Source organism: Agrococcus sp. SCSIO52902 (assembly GCF_022983135.1).
GTDB classification, from domain to species: domain Bacteria; phylum Actinomycetota; class Actinomycetes; order Actinomycetales; family Microbacteriaceae; genus Agrococcus; species Agrococcus sediminis.
The window spans coordinates 1-14,999 of record NZ_CP095269.1; the positions used below are offsets into that span (position 1 = coordinate 1).

Here is a 14,999-nt window from a genome sequence, read left to right on the forward strand (position 1 = left end):
GAGACGATGCGCGCCGCGACCACGAGGCTCGTGGAGGCGACCGCGGCGCTCGCCATGTAGGCGAAGACCGCCAGCTGCTGGCCGGCGGGGACGCCGAGCAGCGCGCACCCGCCGATGAGCACCAGGATGAGCGGGGCGGTCAGCGCCTGCGTGAAGATCTGCGTCGTGTTGCGCCCGAGCCCGACCAGCAGGCGAGCGCCGATCGTCAGCGGCAGCGTCAGGCCGAAGATCGCCATGCACGCGGCCGCCACCCAGCCGCCGCCGGACATGAGCCCGGGGCCGAGGATCGCGGGCCACGCGTCGAACGCGCCCAGCAGCAAGGAGGCGGCCGCGATGATGCCGCCCGCGACGAGCAGGATGCGCAGCGCGCTCGTGATGGTGCGCCGCAGCAGCGCGTCCCGGCGCGGATCCTCCGACTCGGCTGCCGCGTTGATCAGCACGGCGGCGATGCCGAGGTCCGCGAAGGGCAGCAGCGCCGGGAGGCTCGCCAGCAGTCCGTACTGCGCGTACGCCTCGACGCCGAATCCGTCGAGGATGATGCGGCTGGTGACGAGGCCGACGATGCCGGTGAGCGCCATGACGACCACCTTCGCGGCTGCCGCCGAGCCGACCTGGTGCCACCGGCCCCGCGTGCGCCGCGCCGGCCGCGCGCGAGTCGCGCCGATCATCGCAGGCCCTCGTACATCCAGTCCTGCGCAGCTCGTCTCCCGTCCGCCGCCGGGAGGTCCGTGACCACGCCCTCCGGTGTCCGAGCGCTCGTGAGGGCACGCACGAGCGCCGCCGCCAGCGCGTCATGCGCGTCTGCCGGCACGACCTCGTGCCCGTGCTGCTGCAGCCAGCTCGCGAGCCCGGTCTCGCTCGTCGTCACCACGATGCACCCGGAGGCGAGGGCCTCGACGATCGGCAGCCCGACCTGCTCTCGCCAGAGCGGCGTGCGCCGAGAGGGCAGCACCAGGACCTTGCTGCGCTCGAGCGTCTCGAAGATGCTGGCGCGGGGCGGGTCGAGCCGCACGACGACGCGGTCGTCGGCCGCCGCCAGCGCCATGGCGGCTGCCGCCCCGGATCCGCGCCCGAGGATGGTCAGCCGCGCCTCGGGCAGCGCGGCTCGGACCGCAGGCCACACGTCGAGCACTGCGGGGAAGCCCTTGCGCTCCGCCATGTCGCCGAGGAACACCAGGTGCGGCGGGCGCGGCACCGACGCCGGCGCGACGAGCCTCGACACGGGCAGCGCGGGAATCACGCGGTGCTCCGGCCATCGCGCGGGGAACGCCGAGCGGTACACCTGCTCCGAGAGGACTGTGCCGAACGCGATGCGGTCGAGCACGCGCCATACGATCGCCTGCAGCGGCGCGAGCAGCGCATGCCGCAGTCGTGCCCTGCGCGGCAGGTTGGCGACTGCCTCCGCGAGCGGCATGGCCTCGATCGCGTACGTCACGACGCGAGCCGGACGCTCCCCGCGCACGAGCGAGCGGATGCGGTTGCCCAGCACGGCGCTGAGCGTGCGCAGCGACGCGGCGGCCATGAGCGGCTCACTCACCTCGATGACCGCCACCGGGTGCGACAGCGTCCACCGCAGGGTCCCGAGCGCGCCGGCCCGCTGCACGTCGAGCGCGGCGGCGAGCGCGCGGTCGAAGTCGTAGCGCCGCGCGCGGAACAGGATCGTGACCCGGCGGTCGCCGGCGAGCCGCTCGAGGTGCGCCGTGCGCACCTCGTCGTACAGCTGCAGTGCGCGACCTGCGACTGCCTCGACCGCATCAGCCGTCGACAAGGCTCCGGTCGTCGCCGCGTGCTCGCTGTGCGCTGCCATCGGATCGGCCTCGTGACGGCCGGCTCATCCCCCGAGGGCGGGGTCGGAGACGGTGATGCTGTCGAAGGCGACTGCGCCGCCGCCTGGGTTGTTCGGCACGTAGGTGAACACCGACACCGCACCCGCCGTCTGCAGCGCTGCGAGCGAGTTCGTGCCCTCGCGCATCCAGCCCGGCTCCGCCTGACCGACCTCCCACAGCTTCGCCCGCACCGTCGTCGGCGACGTGCCCGTCACCTCCATGCTGAACGCGTACTGCTCCCCCGGCACGATCGTGATCGGCACCTGCAGCATCGGCGCGATCGCCGTCGCCCCGTCCTGCAGCAGGTACAGCCGCACACCGCCATCGGCCTGCAGCCGCAGTCTCGCGATGTAGTTCGTCGAGCCCACCCGGCGACCCACCAGCGAGACGTACTGCGCCTCAACCAGCGAATCCACGCTGAACACCGCATCGATCCGCGTGCTCGCGCTCGACACCCCGTTCAGATCCGCGTACACCGTCTGCGACGTCGACGCCGGGATCGTCATCCGACCCTCGCCATCCGCCACCGAGAACCGGCTCGCCGTCCCCCGCAGGGACCACGGCCCGCCGACATCCGCAGTGCCCCAGCCGTTCGACACCGTCCGGTCGAACCCATCCTGCGCCAGCACACCCGCACCCGGCTCGGCGACCGTGATGGACCGTTCCGCGGTCGCAGTCGCGCCGTCGTCGTCCGTCACGCGCAGCCGCACGGGATAGCTGCCGGCGGCGGAGAACTCGTGCGTCGCGGTGGCGCCGCCCTCGACGAACCCGCTGCCGAAGTCCCACGCGTACGACTCGATGGAGCCGTCGGGGTCGGAGGAGCCGGAGGCGTCCACCGACACGACCAGGCCCGAGCTCGAGCTCGTGAAGGACGCCGTGGGCGCGACGTTCGGCGCCGGTGCGCCTCCGGCGGGGTCGGAGACGGTGATGCTGTCGAAGGCGACTGCGCCGCCGCCTGGGTTGTTCGGCACGTAGGTGAACACCGACACCGCACCCGCCGTCTGCAGCGCTGCGAGCGAGTTCGTGCCCTCGCGCATCCAGCCCGGCTCCGCCTGACCGACCTCCCACAGCTTCGCCCGCACCGTCGTCGGCGACGTGCCCGTCACCTCCATGCTGAACGCGTACTGCTCCCCCGGCACGATCGTGATCGGCACCTGCAGCATCGGCGCGATCGCCGTCGCCCCGTCCTGCAGCAGGTACAGCCGCACACCGCCATCGGCCTGCAGCCGCAGTCTCGCGATGTAGTTCGTCGAGCCCACCCGGCGACCCACCAGCGAGACGTACTGCGCCTCAACCAGCGAATCCACGCTGAACACCGCATCGATCCGCGTGCTCGCGCTCGACACCCCGTTCAGATCCGCGTACACCGTCTGCGACGTCGACGCCGGGATCGTCATCCGACCCTCGCCATCCGCCACCGAGAACCGGCTCGCCGTCCCCCGCAGGGACCACGGCCCGCCGACATCCGCAGTGCCCCAGCCGTTCGACACCGTCCGGTCGAACCCATCCTGCGCCAGCACACCCGCACCCGGCTCGATGACCGTCACGCTCTGCTCGTCGACGTCCGTCGCGCCGTCGTCATCGGTGACGCGCAGCCGCACGGGATAGGTCCCCGCCGAGCCGAACTCATGCGAGGCGGTCGCGGCGCCTGCGGCGAAGCCGGCGCCGAAGTCCCACTCGTACGATGCCACCGAGCCGTCCGGGTCGGACGAGGACGAGCCGTCCACCGAGACCTCCAGGCCCTGCGACTGGATGGTGAACGACGCGCTCGGCGCCGCGTTCGGCACCGGCTCCACCGTCACCTGGGTGGTGGCGGTGCCGGTGGCGCCGTCGTCGTCCGTCACCGTCAGGGTGACGTCGTACGTGCCGGCCGTCGAGTAGGTCTTCGTCACCGACGCCCCGGTGCCCGTCGAGCCGTCGCCGAAGCTCCAGGCGTAGGACACCACCGTGCCGTCGGCGTCGGTGGCGGAGCCGCTGAAGCCCACCTGCAGCCCGTCGACCGAGGGCGTGCCGATCGCGGCGCTCGGGGGCGTGTTGGGGGCGACGCCCGTCGTGCCCGCCTCGTAGTGCGCCTGGACGCGGTCCGCGGAGAGCGGCCGGTCGTAGATCGCGACCTCGTCGAGCAGGCCTTCGAACTGCCTCGATCCCGGCGCGCTGGTCCACGAGTTCAGGTTGTCGTTGGCGATGCGCCAGTAGCCCTGGTACGCCTGCGCGGATGTGACGTCGTTCCGCTGCGCGCGCAGCTGCCCATCGACGTACAGCCGCATGCCCTCGCTGCCGAGGGTCGCCACCGCGTGGTGCCACTCGCCGTCCCGGTAGGTGCCCGGTGTGGTGATGACCTGCACGGACCCGGGGTACACGCCGAAGAGCAGCTGACCGGCGTTGTTCATGTAGAGGTGCCGGTCGTAGGAGGTGGACGAGCCGGTCCGCGCGTTGCCGAATCCGACGAGCTTTCCTCCGCTCGTCGTGCTGGTGCGGAACCATGTCTCGATGGAGAAGCGCTGAGGGCCCGCGATGCGCGTCGTCGACCCGCCGCTGCCATCGTTCTGCGAGTTCGTGGTCGCCGTGTTGAAGCGGATCGCGGCATCGGCGTCGGAGGCCAGCGCACCCGGTTCGCCGTACGTCATGCGGCCGCTCAGCTGCATGTCGGAGCCGCCGAAGAGGTCGACGGAGGAGCCGCTCGCCTCGCCGAGGCGCCACATGCTGACGACGTCGTCCTGCGCAACGCTCTCGAGGTAGGCGGAGATGGCTCCGCTCGACACCGTCGCGGTCGCCCACTCCGAGCGGAAGACATTCCCACCCGGATCGCGCGCCACGACGCGCACCTGATGCGTCGACCCCGGCTCGAGGCCGGAGATCAGTGTGCGCACAGTCTGGACGTCCCAGAACTTGTTCGACATGGTCTGCTCGCCCACGAGGCCGGCGGTCGTCTCCGAGTCGAGGTACACGCGGTAGGTCAGCGCCTGGTCGTCGCGATCGAAGATCGTCGGGAACGAGACCCGGAGCGAGCCGGGGATGACGGCGCTGACAGACGGCGTCCACCAGGCGTTCGGAGTGATGCCGGCCGCGATGGCGAGCCGATCCTGATCCTGCGAGAGGCGCGGCCCCTGGTTGTCCGGCGCATTCTGGCGCAGGGTGTAGCGCACGAGCCCCTGCTGCGTAGCGCCGTTCACCCGGGGGAACTCGCCGCCGTAGACCAGGTACTGGTCGTTGCCGTCGAGTGCCCAGACCGCCTGGTTCTTGCCGGTGAACGTGCCGATGTCCGTCTGCGGGTACCAGTTGAGGATCTCCGGGCGTGGGCGGCCAGGGTGGTCGGGGTAGCCGTAGATGTCGGGCGTGTTGGCGCCGTGGACCTCGGTGGTGACCGCGGTCGAGTGGTAGAAGGTCCACGGATCGGACTGCGGGAATCCGCCGCTGTTGCCGCAGTAGTGCTTGTGGCTGGCCATGTACACCTGGCCGGCGACCGCAGCCGCGTCGTAGGTGTCGCCGTGGCAGTCCTCGATCCAGACCATCTCGCCGTCCGACCAGCGCGCCTGGAACGCGCCCTCCATGTTGCCGCCGCGGCCGTAGTGCCAGCCGACGCCGTAGAAGTTGACGCCGTCGGTGCTCAGCTTCGTGACGCCCGAGTTGTCGCCCGCGTTGCGCACGATCGAGTTCACGGGCAGCGGCAGCTGCGCGCCGGTGGAGGCGTCGACCATGGACAGCCCGTACCCGGGCTCGCTCTGCCCGCCGGCGACCGAGGTGAAGTTGCCCGAGAGCATCACCTTCGTCGCGTCGGGTCCGACCGCGAGCGCCTGCACCATGCCGTTGTCGACGATGGGGCGGAACGGCAGCACCGCGCCGTTGGAGGCGTTGACCGCGCCGATGCGCGCCCGGGCACTGCCGTTGACGGCGCTGAAGTAGCCGCCCACGTAGACGGTCGAGTTGGTCGCCGCCACGGACTGCGCGGTGCCGTTGATGTTCGGCACCACCGTGGTGCTGAGTGTGTGGCCGGGCAGGTCGAAGACGGCGATGCGATTGCGCGTCTGGCCGTTGACCGCGGTGAACGCGCCCACGACGTAGAGCCGCCTGCCGTCGGGGGAGACCGCGATGTCGTTGACCCGTCCATTGAAGGAGGGCGCGAAGGACGTGACCTGACCGGTCTGCACGTCGAACGCGAGGAAGTTGCTGCGGGGGATGAGATTGGTGCCGGGGGCCGCGCCTGCCGGGCGGGCGTTCGAGAACTGTCCTCCGGCGTAGGCGATGTTGCCCGCGACGTGCACGTCCCACACCACGCCTTGGTCGATCTGCACCGTCGGCAGCGCGTCGGCGGACATGCTCGCCTCGTGGGGCAGTGCCGACGCCTCGAGCGCTGCAGGCTCGATGACCGGATCGGCCGCCACGGCCGCGCTCGGTGCGCTGACCAGGATCGCGGCGCCGACCGCGATCGCTCCGACGGCGGCGACGTGCGTGCGGATCAGCGTGCGGATCGGTGTCGAGGTGCGCATGTGACGTTCCTGTCCTCAGTGCCAGCGGACCGCATCCCATGACACCGTCCAGTAACGGCGTTATCGTACGCCCGGCCATGGACCGCCGAGGGCTTCCGCGCTGAGACTGCGGGAATCCTGAGGTCTCGCGCGCGGCTCAGCGCGCGGCGCCCTCGAAGAGCACCACGGGCTCACCGGCCTGCAGCACCACCTCGATGCCGATGAGGCCGCGCTGGTCGTGCGGCACCGTGAAGAGGTAGACGCCCGAGCTCGAGCCGCCTGCCGGTATCGACGCGGGGAACGCTCGGCCGCCGGGCTCCCGGATCTCGTTCGCCGGCAGCCGGTCCTCGCCGATGTAGAGGTTGACCACCACGACGGGCGTCGGGAACGGATCGTCGCCCGTGTTCGTCGCCTCGACGGTGACTCGGATCGCCGGTCCGGCGATCTCGCCGGCGATGTTGGCCGCGCCGTCGACCGACTCGAGCGACGCCAGCTCCAGCTCGACGTCGGCGGTAGGCTCGACGACCGCATCCAGCGGCACCGGCGCGAGCGTCTCGGTCGGCAGGGATCCGGGAGGCGACCCCGGGGGCGCCGTCGCACCCGCGGAGGTCGCGGGCGCCGACGGGAGCGCGCTCGGTGCCGCGGAGCCCGACGGCGTCGGTGTCGACGTGGGCGCAGTCGACGGCAGCGACGTCGAGGTGCCGGGCGTCGACGACGGCGAGCCGCTCGCCGTGCCCGGCTGCTCGGCGTCGCCCGCCCCGCTCGCGCTGAGGACGCCCCAGAGCACGAGCCCGACGACCGTCACCCCGCCCAGCACGAGCGCGGCTCGGGCGCGAGGCGTCGACGCACTCCGCTGCTCGCTCGTCATGGGCACACTGTACGTGCGGCGGGTTCAGCGCACGCCAGCCGATTCGCGCACGATTCGCCGAGCATCAACCACGCCTCGCAACGCGGCGCGCACCGGCGCCGGCGACCGCAGCAGCTGTCGGCGCCCGCTTCTGCCGAGCACCTCCCATGCCGCGCCCAGCACGCCGCGCCGCCATCGCCGCACGCCCTGCGCATCCAGGTGCTTGACCGCGAACAGCATGCGGTTGCGGATGTTGTAGTACGTGTAGACGCTCGACTTGCCGCGCCCGAGCTGACCACGCTCGCGGTGAGTGCCGCCCTCGTCGTGCACCGCGACGGCGTCCTCGACGACGCGGAGCCGGCCGCCGCGCTCCACGAGGCGCCGCGACAGGTCCACGTCCTCCCAGTAGAGGAAGTAGTCCTCGTCGAACCCGCCGACGAGCTCCCACGCCTCCTCCGGGATCCACAGGCACGCGCCGCTCAGCCACTCCCAGCGCTCGGCGTCGGCGTGCGCGGCGCGGCGCGCGCGGCCCCGGGTCGCACCATCGGCGATATAGAGATCGGATCCGGCCGACCACGTGCCGCCCTGCGGATCGCGGATCAGGGGCGCGAGCACCGCGAGCCCGTCCGCGTCGGCGGCCGCGCGGAGCGCAGCGACCGCGGCCGACTCGATCTGCGCATCCGGGTTCAGCACGAGCAGGTCGCGGGCTCCGAGCGCGCGGGCCCTGGCGACGCCGCAGTTGACGCCGCCGCCGAAGCCCAGGTTGCGCTCCGGCGTCACGACCTGCCAGCCGTGCCGCTGCGCGAGCGCCAGGACCCGCTCCCGCTCATCGGAGGACGAGAGGTTGTCGACGACCACCACCAGCTCGGGCGCGACGCTCCGGGCCGAGGCGACCAGGTGCTCGGAGAGCAGCCCGGACGACGCGTAGCTGACGACGACGATCGCGAGCGGACGCCGAGGCTCAGCCGACATGGCGCATCTCACGGAACCACTTGACCGCCGCCAGCGCCAGGAAGGCCGTCTGCAGCAGGAGCAGCAGCGCGTAGGCGGGGAGGAAGAGGGCGGGCCATCCCCACAGCACCATCAGCCAGCACACGACGCCGAAGTCGGTCGGCAGCAGCAGCATCGAGCGCCCGAGCGAGCCTCCGCCGCGCGCGTGGGTCGACGGCACACCCCTCGCACCGCGCAGCAGGTCGTTGAGGATCATGCCGAAGAAGGTGACGGTCGCGACCACCGAGAACGCGATCGGCAGCAGCAGCACCGGCTCCGGGAGCCCGGGCGCGCCTCGGTAGAGCCCGACGAGCAGCGCCAGGTGCAGCGAGGCGATCTTGAGCGCGTCCACGAAGTGGTCGAGCCACTCCCCCGCGAGCGAGCCGCCGCCGCGCAGGCGCGCCACCTGGCCGTCGGCGGAGTCCCACGCATATCCGAGGGCGAGCAGGACCGCCGCGACGATGCCGGTCCAGGACTCGACGGGCGCGACGGCGAGCAGCGCGATGGCGGCGAAGGTGTGCACCGCGCTGATGGCGGTGACCTGGTTCGGCGTCAGGCCGGCGGCGTGGGCCGCGGCGGCCAGCGCACGGCCGATCCGGCGGTTGACGTACACCGAGTAGGCGGGCGCTCCCCTGGCGTGCCCCTTCTGCGCCGAGGACAGGCGCGCGTGCGCGGCGCGGATGCCGAGCGTCGCTCCAGTCATGGCTCGCCCTCCACCCTCGTCGCCGGGCGTCTGCCCGGATTGATGTAACGATGTTACGATACTCCCGCGAGTCGGACTCGCAAGCCGCGCAGGTCACGAGAGCGGAGCACGAGATGCCCACAGCCGAGGGTCGGCGGCCGGAGATGACCCGCCTCCGCATCCTCGTCGGCGCGTACGCCTGCGGGCCGTCCGACGAGCCCGAGGCGAGCGCCGGCTGGGCGTTCGCGACCGCGGCCGCGGCGACCCACGACGTCTGGGTCATCACGCGCCGCCGCTTCGCGCCGGCGATCGCCGCGGCACTCGCCGCCGACCGGGAGCTCGCGCGCCACCTGCACGTCGTCGCGATCGACCTGCCCGAGCGCGTCATGGCGCGCAAGCGCCGCCCCCGCGACCTCTACTGGTACTACGCGCTCTGGCAGGCGAAGCTCGCGCGCACCGCGGTGCGCCTCCACGCGCGCCACCGCTTCGACGTCGCGCACCACGTGACCTTCGCGAACGACTGGCTGCCGTGCGGGCTCACCGCGCTACGCGACGTGCCGCTCGTGTGGGGCCCGGTCGGCGGCGCGACCCGCATCCCGGTCTGGCGGCTCCGCCGCTGGCTCGGCGCCAGAGGGGTCGCCACCGAGGTCGTCCGCACCGTCGCCACCACGCTGCCCCGGGCGGTCTTCGGCGACGGCACCGCCCGACGCGCGGCGCTCGTGGTCGCGCAGAACGGCGACGTCGCGCGGCGGTTCCGCCGCGCGCGGCGGGTGGTGGTCGAGCCCAACGCGGCGCTCGACCTCACGGCGCTGCCGGCACGCGCACGCCGCGAGCCGGAGGGGCGGATGCGCGAGGCCGTCGCCGTCGGACGCCTCATCCCGCTCAAGGGCGTCTCGATCGCGCTCGCCGCGCTCGCCAGGCCCGCGGCCTCGCACTGGCGCCTCACCCTCTACGGCGAGGGGCCGCTGCGCCGCGCGCTCGAGGCGCAGGCGGAGCGCCTCGGCCTCGGCGACCGGGTGCGGTTCGCCGGCCATGTGCCGCGCCGCGAGGCGCTCGAGGCGATGGCGCGCGCGGACGCGCTGCTCTTCCCCTCGATGCACGACCAGGCGGGCTGGGCGGTCGCGGAGGCGAGCTCGATGGGCACGCCCGTCGTCTGCCTGCCGCTCGGCGGCCCACCGCTGCTCGCCCAGCCCAACGGCTTCGTCGCGAGCCTCGAGGGCGACGTCGTCGCGAGCGTCGTCGAGCAGCTCGCGCTCGCGGGCGACGCCACCGGCGTCCCGCACGAGCGCTGGTCGCGGGAGCGGCTCGCGCCCCTCGTCGACGGCTGGTACCGCGGCGCCGCGAGCCCCGCCCGGCACCGGCCGGTCCGCGTCCTCGAGTCGGTCAAGGCCATCCGTCCCACCACCAACCCCTACCTCGCGCAGCTGCTCGCCGAGCTCGACGGCCGCCCCGATGCGGCCGTCGAGACCTTCAGCTACCCGCGCGCGCTCCTCGGCCGCTACGACGTCTTCCACGTCCACTGGCCCGAGGTGCTGTTCGGCGGGCATCGCACCGCCGGCCGCCTCGTGCGCAGGAGCCTCACGACCCTGCTGCTCGCGCGCCTGACGCTCACGCGCACGCCCATCGTGCGCACGTGGCACAACACCGAGCGCCCCCAGGAGCTGTCGCGCTGGGACCACGCGCTGCTCGACGCCGTCGACCAGCGCACGACCGGGGTCATCCGGCTCAACGAGACGACCGCGGTGCCGCTGCGCGTGCCCGTCCACACCATCCCCCACGCGCACTTCCGGGACTGGTTCGGCGAGCACGAGACGCTGCCGGCGACGCCGGGCCGGCTGGTGTCGGTCGGGCTGATCCGCCGGTACAAGGGCACCGAGCAGCTGCTCCGCGCCTTCCGCGAGTGCCGCACGCCCGGCGCGACGCTGGCGATCGCCGGCAGGCCGACCTCCGACGACCTCGCGCGCACGCTCGTGGAGCTCGCCGCAGGCGACGACCGCATCGAGCTCTCGCTGCGCTTCCTCGACGACGCCGACTTCGTGCGCGCCATCACCGGTGCATCCCTCGTCGTGCTGCCGTACCTGCACATGCACAACTCGAGCGCGGCCCTCGCGGGCCTCTCGCTCGACCGGCCGGTGCTCGTGCCCGACAACGCCGTCAACCGCGCGCTGGCCGACGAGGTAGGACCGGGGTGGGTGCACCGCTTCGAGGGCACGCTGACCGGTGCCGCGATCGATGCCACGCTCGCCGAGCTCGCCGCGCATCCGCCCGCGGAGCCGCCCCGGCTGGCGGCCCGCACCTGGTCGTCGAGCGCCGACGCGCACGTCGAGGCGTTCCGCACTGCGGCGGGGCTCCGATGACCGTGCAGCGCGTCCGCGGGCGCCTCGAGCCGGCCGAGGCGGCGGCGCCCCGCGCCCGGCACGCCGCACCCCTCGGCAGGCCCGTGCTGACCGTCGCCATCCTGACCTTCCGGCGACCCGAGCAGCTGCGCGCCAACCTGCAGGCGGTGAGCCTGCGCGCGCGGGAGGCGCTCGAGGCCGTGGAGCCGTGCATCCTCGTGGTCGACAACGACCCGGCGGGCTCGGCCCGGCCCGTCGTCGACGCGGTGCGGCGCGACGCCGAGGCATCCCACGGCATCCGCATCGCCTATGCGCACGAGGCGCGCCCGGGCATCCCCGCCGCCCGCAACCGGGCGCTCGACGAGAGCGCCGGCTCGCGGCTGCTCGCGTTCATCGACGACGACGAGATCCCCCAGCCGGGCTGGCTCACGGCCCTCGTCGACGTCTGGCGCGAGTCGGAGGCGGATGCGGTGATGGGCCGGGTGGTCGCGCAGCTGCCCGAGGGCGTCGAGCCGTGGGTCGCCTCGAGCGAGTTCTTCCACCGCGCCTCCCGCGAGACCGGCACCCTGCTGCCCGCCGCCGCCACCGGCAACCTGCTCCTCGACCTCCGCTCGGTGCGGCGCGCGGGCCTGCGGTTCGACGAGTCGCTCGGCCTGACCGGCGGCGAGGACACCATCTTCACCCGCCTGCTCGTGCGCACCGGCGGCCGGATCGTCTGGTGCCAGGAGTCGGTGACCCTCGACCCGGTCGTCCCGGAGCGCACGACGCGCGACTGGGTGCGGCGGCGCGCGTTCGCGCACGGGAACACGCTGCAGCACACGCGGGAGCGACTCGCCCCCACGCCCGCGCTGCGCGTGCGCGCGCGCCTCGGGGGCCTCGCCGGCGGTCCCGCGCGCATCGTGCTCGGCACGGCCAGGCTCGCCTGGGGCGTGTGCACGCGCGACCCGGTGCGGCAGCAGCGCGGCGAGAGCCAGGTGCGCCGCGGGTGGGGCGTGCTGACGGCAGCGATGGGCCACCGGTTCGAGGAGTACCGCAGGCGGGAGGCGGAGCGATGAGCGTGGGAGCTGCCGTGCACGGGGTGCTGCGCCGCCACGTGCGGGCGATGGGCTCGGTGGTCGGCGTCGACACCGACCAGCCGGTGGTGGTGCTGACCTACGACGACGGCCCGGAGCCGCCGCAGACCGAGCGGGTGCTCGACGCCCTGGCCGAGCGCGGCGCGCACGCGACCTTCTTCATGCTGAGCGCGAGGGCGCGGCGCCTGCCGTGGCTCGTGCGGGCGGTCATCGCGGAGGGCCACGAGGTGGCGCTGCACGGCATCGACCACCGGCCGCTCAGCGGGCTCACCCCCGAGGAGATCACGCGCCGGACGCTCGACGGCAAGGCCCAGCTCGAGGACGTCGCCGGCGCGCCCGTGCGGTGGATGCGGCCGCCGTACGGCCGGCAGTCGCCGCGCGCCTACCACGCCATCCGGCGGGCGGGCGTGATGCCTGTGCTCTGGGGCGGCACGAGCCTCGACAGCGCCGACACCACGACCGACGGGCGGGTGGCGAGCGCCATGCGCAACGCCCGACCGGGCCTCATCCTGCTCGGGCACGACGGCCGGGCCGGCGTGGACGACGGCGTCGACGACGGCGACATCCCGGCGTTCGACCGCGGCGCGCTCACCGCTCGGCTGCTGGCGGGCTTCGCCGAGCGCGGGCTGTCGGGCACGTCGCTCGAGCGCGCGCTCGAGCGCGGCCGGCCTCGGCTCGGGGCGTGGTTCGCGTGAGGCGCTCGCGTCCCGCCCCCGCGTGCCCTACGCTGATGTAACACTGTTTGCAAACGGGGATCGGAGGAGCGGATGAGCCAGCGCATCGGCTACGCCGCAGGCGCCTTCGACCTGTTCCACGTCGGCCACCTCAACGTGCTGCGGCACGCGCGCGAGCACTGCGACGTGCTGATCGCGGGCGTCGTGAGCGACGAGATGCTGCTGCAGGTGAAGGGCGTCGAGCCCGTGATCCCCACGCTCGAGCGCGTCGAGATCGTGCGCTCCATCCGCTTCGTGGACCGCGTGCACGTCGAGACGGTGCCCGACAAGCTCGACACGTGGCGCGAGGTCGGGTTCACGCACTTCTTCAAGGGCGACGACTGGCGGGGCACCGAGCGGGGCCTGCGGCTCGAGCGCGAGCTCGGCGCGGTGGGCGTCGAGGTCGTCTACTTCCCCTACACGGCGCACACGTCGAGCACGGCCCTGCGGCGCGCGCTCAGCCTGCTCGAGGGCACGGCGGATGCGTCGCCCGCCCTCGCCCAGCACTCCTGAGGCCGGGGGCTACGCCCGCGACGCGAGGAAGCTGTAGACCTCGGTCTCGTCGACGCCCGGGAAGGCGCCCGGCGGCAGCGCGGCGAGCAGGTGCGAGTGCGCCCGCGCGCTCGGCCACGCCTGCCCGGCCCAGGCCTCGGCGAGATCGGCAGGCGGCGTGCGGCAGCACGAGGGGTCGGGGCAGCCCGAGATCGACCGCTCCTTCGTGCCCCTCCCCCGGAACCACTTCGCCTGCGCGAACGGCACGCCGATCGAGAGCGAGAACTCCCCCGACGGGCTGCGCTCGGTCATCGCCGTGCACCAGAAGGTGCCCGCCGGCGTCTCGGTGTACTGCTCGAAGGCGTTGACCTTGTCGGCGACGTCGAACACCTCACGGCTCGTCCAGCGCTTGCAGACCGGCTGCCCCTCGATGGCGCCGGTGTGATCGGAGGGGAAGGTCACGCCGTCGTTCTCGTAGGCCTTGTAGATGATCCCCGACTCGTGCACCTTCTGGAAGTGCAGCGGGATCCCGAGGTGCACGGTCGCGAGGTTCGTCAGCCGGTGCGCGGCGGTCTCGTACGAGACGGCGAAGGCGTCGCGCAGGTCCTCGACCGCGAGCTGCCGCTCCTCCTTCGCGGCGCGCAGGAACTCCACGGCGGTGCGCTCGGGCATGAGCAGGGCCGCCGCGAAGTAGTTCGTCTCGATGCGCTGGCGCAGGAAGGCGCCGTAGTCGGCGGGCACCGAGTGCCCGAGCACGTGGTGCCCGAGCGCCTGCAGGAGCACCGACCGCGGGTCGTGGCCGATGCGGGAGGAGCGCGAGAGGTAGATGCGCCGGCGCTTGAGGTCGGTCACCGAGCGCGTCGAGTGCGGCAGGTCGCCGACGTGGTGCACGGTGAAGCCGAGCCGCTCGACGATCGCCGCGATGAGGTGCTGCGAGAGCGGCCCCGACTGGTAGCCGACCTTCTCGAGCATGCGCGCCGCCGCAGCCTCGATCTCGGGGAAGTGGTTGTCGCGCGCGCGCATCTCGGCCCGCAGCTGCGTGTTGGCGCGCCGTGCCTCCTCGGGCGTCGCGACCCGCTCCTCGGCGACCCGGTCGAGCTCGTCGACGAGCGCGAGCATCGTCTCGAGCACGTCGTCGGGCGTGCGCGGGCCGATGCGCATCGTCGGCAGCCGCTTCTGCTGCCAGGTCGACGACTGCATGGCGCGCTCGAGCCGCAGCTCGAGCTCGGCGCGCCGCGACGGCGGCTCGGTGCCCGTGAGCTGCTCGAGGCTGACGCCGTAGAGGGCCGCGAGCTGCTGCAGCTGCGAGAAGCGCGCCTCGCGCTTGCCCGTCTCGAAGCCCGACAGCTGCGACGGCGCGAGGCCGATGGCGTCGTGCACGGCGTCGAGCGTGAGCCCGGCCTGCTTGCGCGCGTGCCGCAGCGCCTTGCCGAGCTGCAGCGCGTCGACCTGCGTCGGCGCGGGCGCCGAGCGCGCGGGTCGGTCCCAGGTGGCGGATGCGGTGCCTCGCTCGGTCATGCGAGCACCATACGCCAGTTCTGCGGGATCTGGCAGAAGTGATGATCTTCACCGTG

Annotated in this window: 11 protein-coding genes; 5 read left to right on the forward strand and 6 right to left on the reverse strand. The window is 73.3% G+C overall.

Going from position 1 to position 14,999, the window contains the following annotated elements; all coding sequences use genetic code 11:
- Window positions 1-126: 126 nt before the first annotated feature.
- Window positions 127-732: a hypothetical protein gene (locus tag MU522_RS00005; protein ID WP_246991663.1), complete on the forward strand. Its 606-nt coding sequence runs from the start codon at window positions 127-129 to the stop codon at window positions 730-732.
- On the opposite strand, the gene MU522_RS00010 is transcribed toward MU522_RS00005, so the two are convergent.
- The 5 genes from MU522_RS00010 to MU522_RS00030 form a co-directional block, all read right to left on the reverse strand.
- Entirely contained in the window at window positions 665-1,807 is a 1,143-nt protein-coding gene (locus tag MU522_RS00010) for a glycosyltransferase family 4 protein (RefSeq protein WP_246991569.1), read from the reverse strand. The two genes, MU522_RS00005 and MU522_RS00010, sit on opposite strands and share 68 nt — an antisense overlap.
- Before the next feature lie 24 nt (window positions 1,808-1,831).
- Window positions 1,832-6,313 carry a PKD domain-containing protein gene (locus tag MU522_RS00015; protein WP_246991571.1) on the reverse strand — a complete coding sequence of 1,494 codons (4,482 nt, stop codon included), beginning with the start codon at window positions 6,311-6,313 and terminating at the stop codon, window positions 1,832-1,834.
- 136 nt (window positions 6,314-6,449) lie between these two features.
- Window positions 6,450-7,160, reverse strand: a complete 711-nt coding sequence (locus MU522_RS00020) for a hypothetical protein (RefSeq protein ID WP_246991572.1) — start codon at window positions 7,158-7,160, stop codon at window positions 6,450-6,452.
- 24 nt (window positions 7,161-7,184) lie between these two features.
- Complete coding sequence (locus tag MU522_RS00025; protein ID WP_246991574.1) at window positions 7,185-8,111, reverse strand: glycosyltransferase family 2 protein; 927 nt, start codon at window positions 8,109-8,111, stop codon at window positions 7,185-7,187.
- A complete protein-coding gene (locus MU522_RS00030; protein ID WP_128188481.1) occupies window positions 8,101-8,832 on the reverse strand; it encodes a CDP-alcohol phosphatidyltransferase family protein in 732 nt (243 codons plus the stop codon). The genes MU522_RS00025 and MU522_RS00030 overlap by 11 nt, the downstream gene beginning before the upstream one ends.
- Window positions 8,833-8,975: 143 nt before the next feature.
- Here MU522_RS00030 and MU522_RS00035 point away from each other — a divergent pair, with 143 nt between their 5' ends.
- The 4 genes from MU522_RS00035 (at window position 8,976) to MU522_RS00050 (ending at window position 13,446) form a co-directional block, all read left to right on the forward strand.
- Window positions 8,976-11,168, forward strand: coding sequence for a glycosyltransferase (locus MU522_RS00035; protein WP_246991665.1), 2,193 nt, complete (start codon window positions 8,976-8,978; stop codon window positions 11,166-11,168).
- Window positions 11,165-12,202, forward strand: coding sequence for a glycosyltransferase family 2 protein (locus tag MU522_RS00040; RefSeq protein WP_246991578.1), 1,038 nt, complete (start codon window positions 11,165-11,167; stop codon window positions 12,200-12,202). The genes MU522_RS00035 and MU522_RS00040 overlap by 4 nt, the downstream gene beginning before the upstream one ends.
- The gene (locus tag MU522_RS00045) at window positions 12,199-12,915 is read left to right on the forward strand and encodes a polysaccharide deacetylase family protein (RefSeq protein ID WP_246991580.1); all 717 of its coding nucleotides are present in this window, start codon (window positions 12,199-12,201) and stop codon (window positions 12,913-12,915) included. The genes MU522_RS00040 and MU522_RS00045 overlap by 4 nt, the downstream gene beginning before the upstream one ends.
- A gap of 72 nt (window positions 12,916-12,987) precedes the next feature.
- Window positions 12,988-13,446: an adenylyltransferase/cytidyltransferase family protein gene (locus MU522_RS00050; protein WP_246991582.1), complete on the forward strand. Its 459-nt coding sequence runs from the start codon at window positions 12,988-12,990 to the stop codon at window positions 13,444-13,446.
- A gap of 9 nt (window positions 13,447-13,455) precedes the next feature.
- On the opposite strand, the gene MU522_RS00055 is transcribed toward MU522_RS00050, so the two are convergent.
- On the reverse strand, window positions 13,456-14,943 hold the full coding sequence (locus MU522_RS00055) for a helix-turn-helix domain-containing protein (RefSeq protein WP_146356807.1): 1,488 nt from the start codon (window positions 14,941-14,943) through the stop codon (window positions 13,456-13,458).
- Between the last annotated feature and the right edge of the window lie 56 nt (window positions 14,944-14,999).

Bases quoted from the DNA above. Each gene is read 5' to 3' on its own strand.
- MU522_RS00055 (WP_146356807.1), bottom strand. From the start codon at position 14,943: ATGACCGAGCGAGGCACCGCATCCGCCACCTGGGACCGACCCGCGCGC.
- MU522_RS00030 (WP_128188481.1), bottom strand. From the start codon at position 8,832: ATGACTGGAGCGACGCTCGGCATCCGCGCCGCGCACGCGCGCCTGTCC.
- MU522_RS00015 (WP_246991571.1), bottom strand. From the start codon at position 6,313: ATGCGCACCTCGACACCGATCCGCACGCTGATCCGCACGCACGTCGCC.
- MU522_RS00010 (WP_246991569.1), bottom strand. From the start codon at position 1,807: ATGGCAGCGCACAGCGAGCACGCGGCGACGACCGGAGCCTTGTCGACG.
- MU522_RS00050 (WP_246991582.1), top strand. From the start codon at position 12,988: ATGAGCCAGCGCATCGGCTACGCCGCAGGCGCCTTCGACCTGTTCCAC.
- MU522_RS00005 (WP_246991663.1), top strand. From the start codon at position 127: ATGAGCGGGGCGGTCAGCGCCTGCGTGAAGATCTGCGTCGTGTTGCGC.
- MU522_RS00035 (WP_246991665.1), top strand. From the start codon at position 8,976: ATGACCCGCCTCCGCATCCTCGTCGGCGCGTACGCCTGCGGGCCGTCC.
- MU522_RS00045 (WP_246991580.1), top strand. From the start codon at position 12,199: ATGAGCGTGGGAGCTGCCGTGCACGGGGTGCTGCGCCGCCACGTGCGG.
- MU522_RS00025 (WP_246991574.1), bottom strand. From the start codon at position 8,111: ATGTCGGCTGAGCCTCGGCGTCCGCTCGCGATCGTCGTCGTCAGCTAC.
- MU522_RS00020 (WP_246991572.1), bottom strand. From the start codon at position 7,160: ATGACGAGCGAGCAGCGGAGTGCGTCGACGCCTCGCGCCCGAGCCGCG.
- MU522_RS00040 (WP_246991578.1), top strand. From the start codon at position 11,165: ATGACCGTGCAGCGCGTCCGCGGGCGCCTCGAGCCGGCCGAGGCGGCG.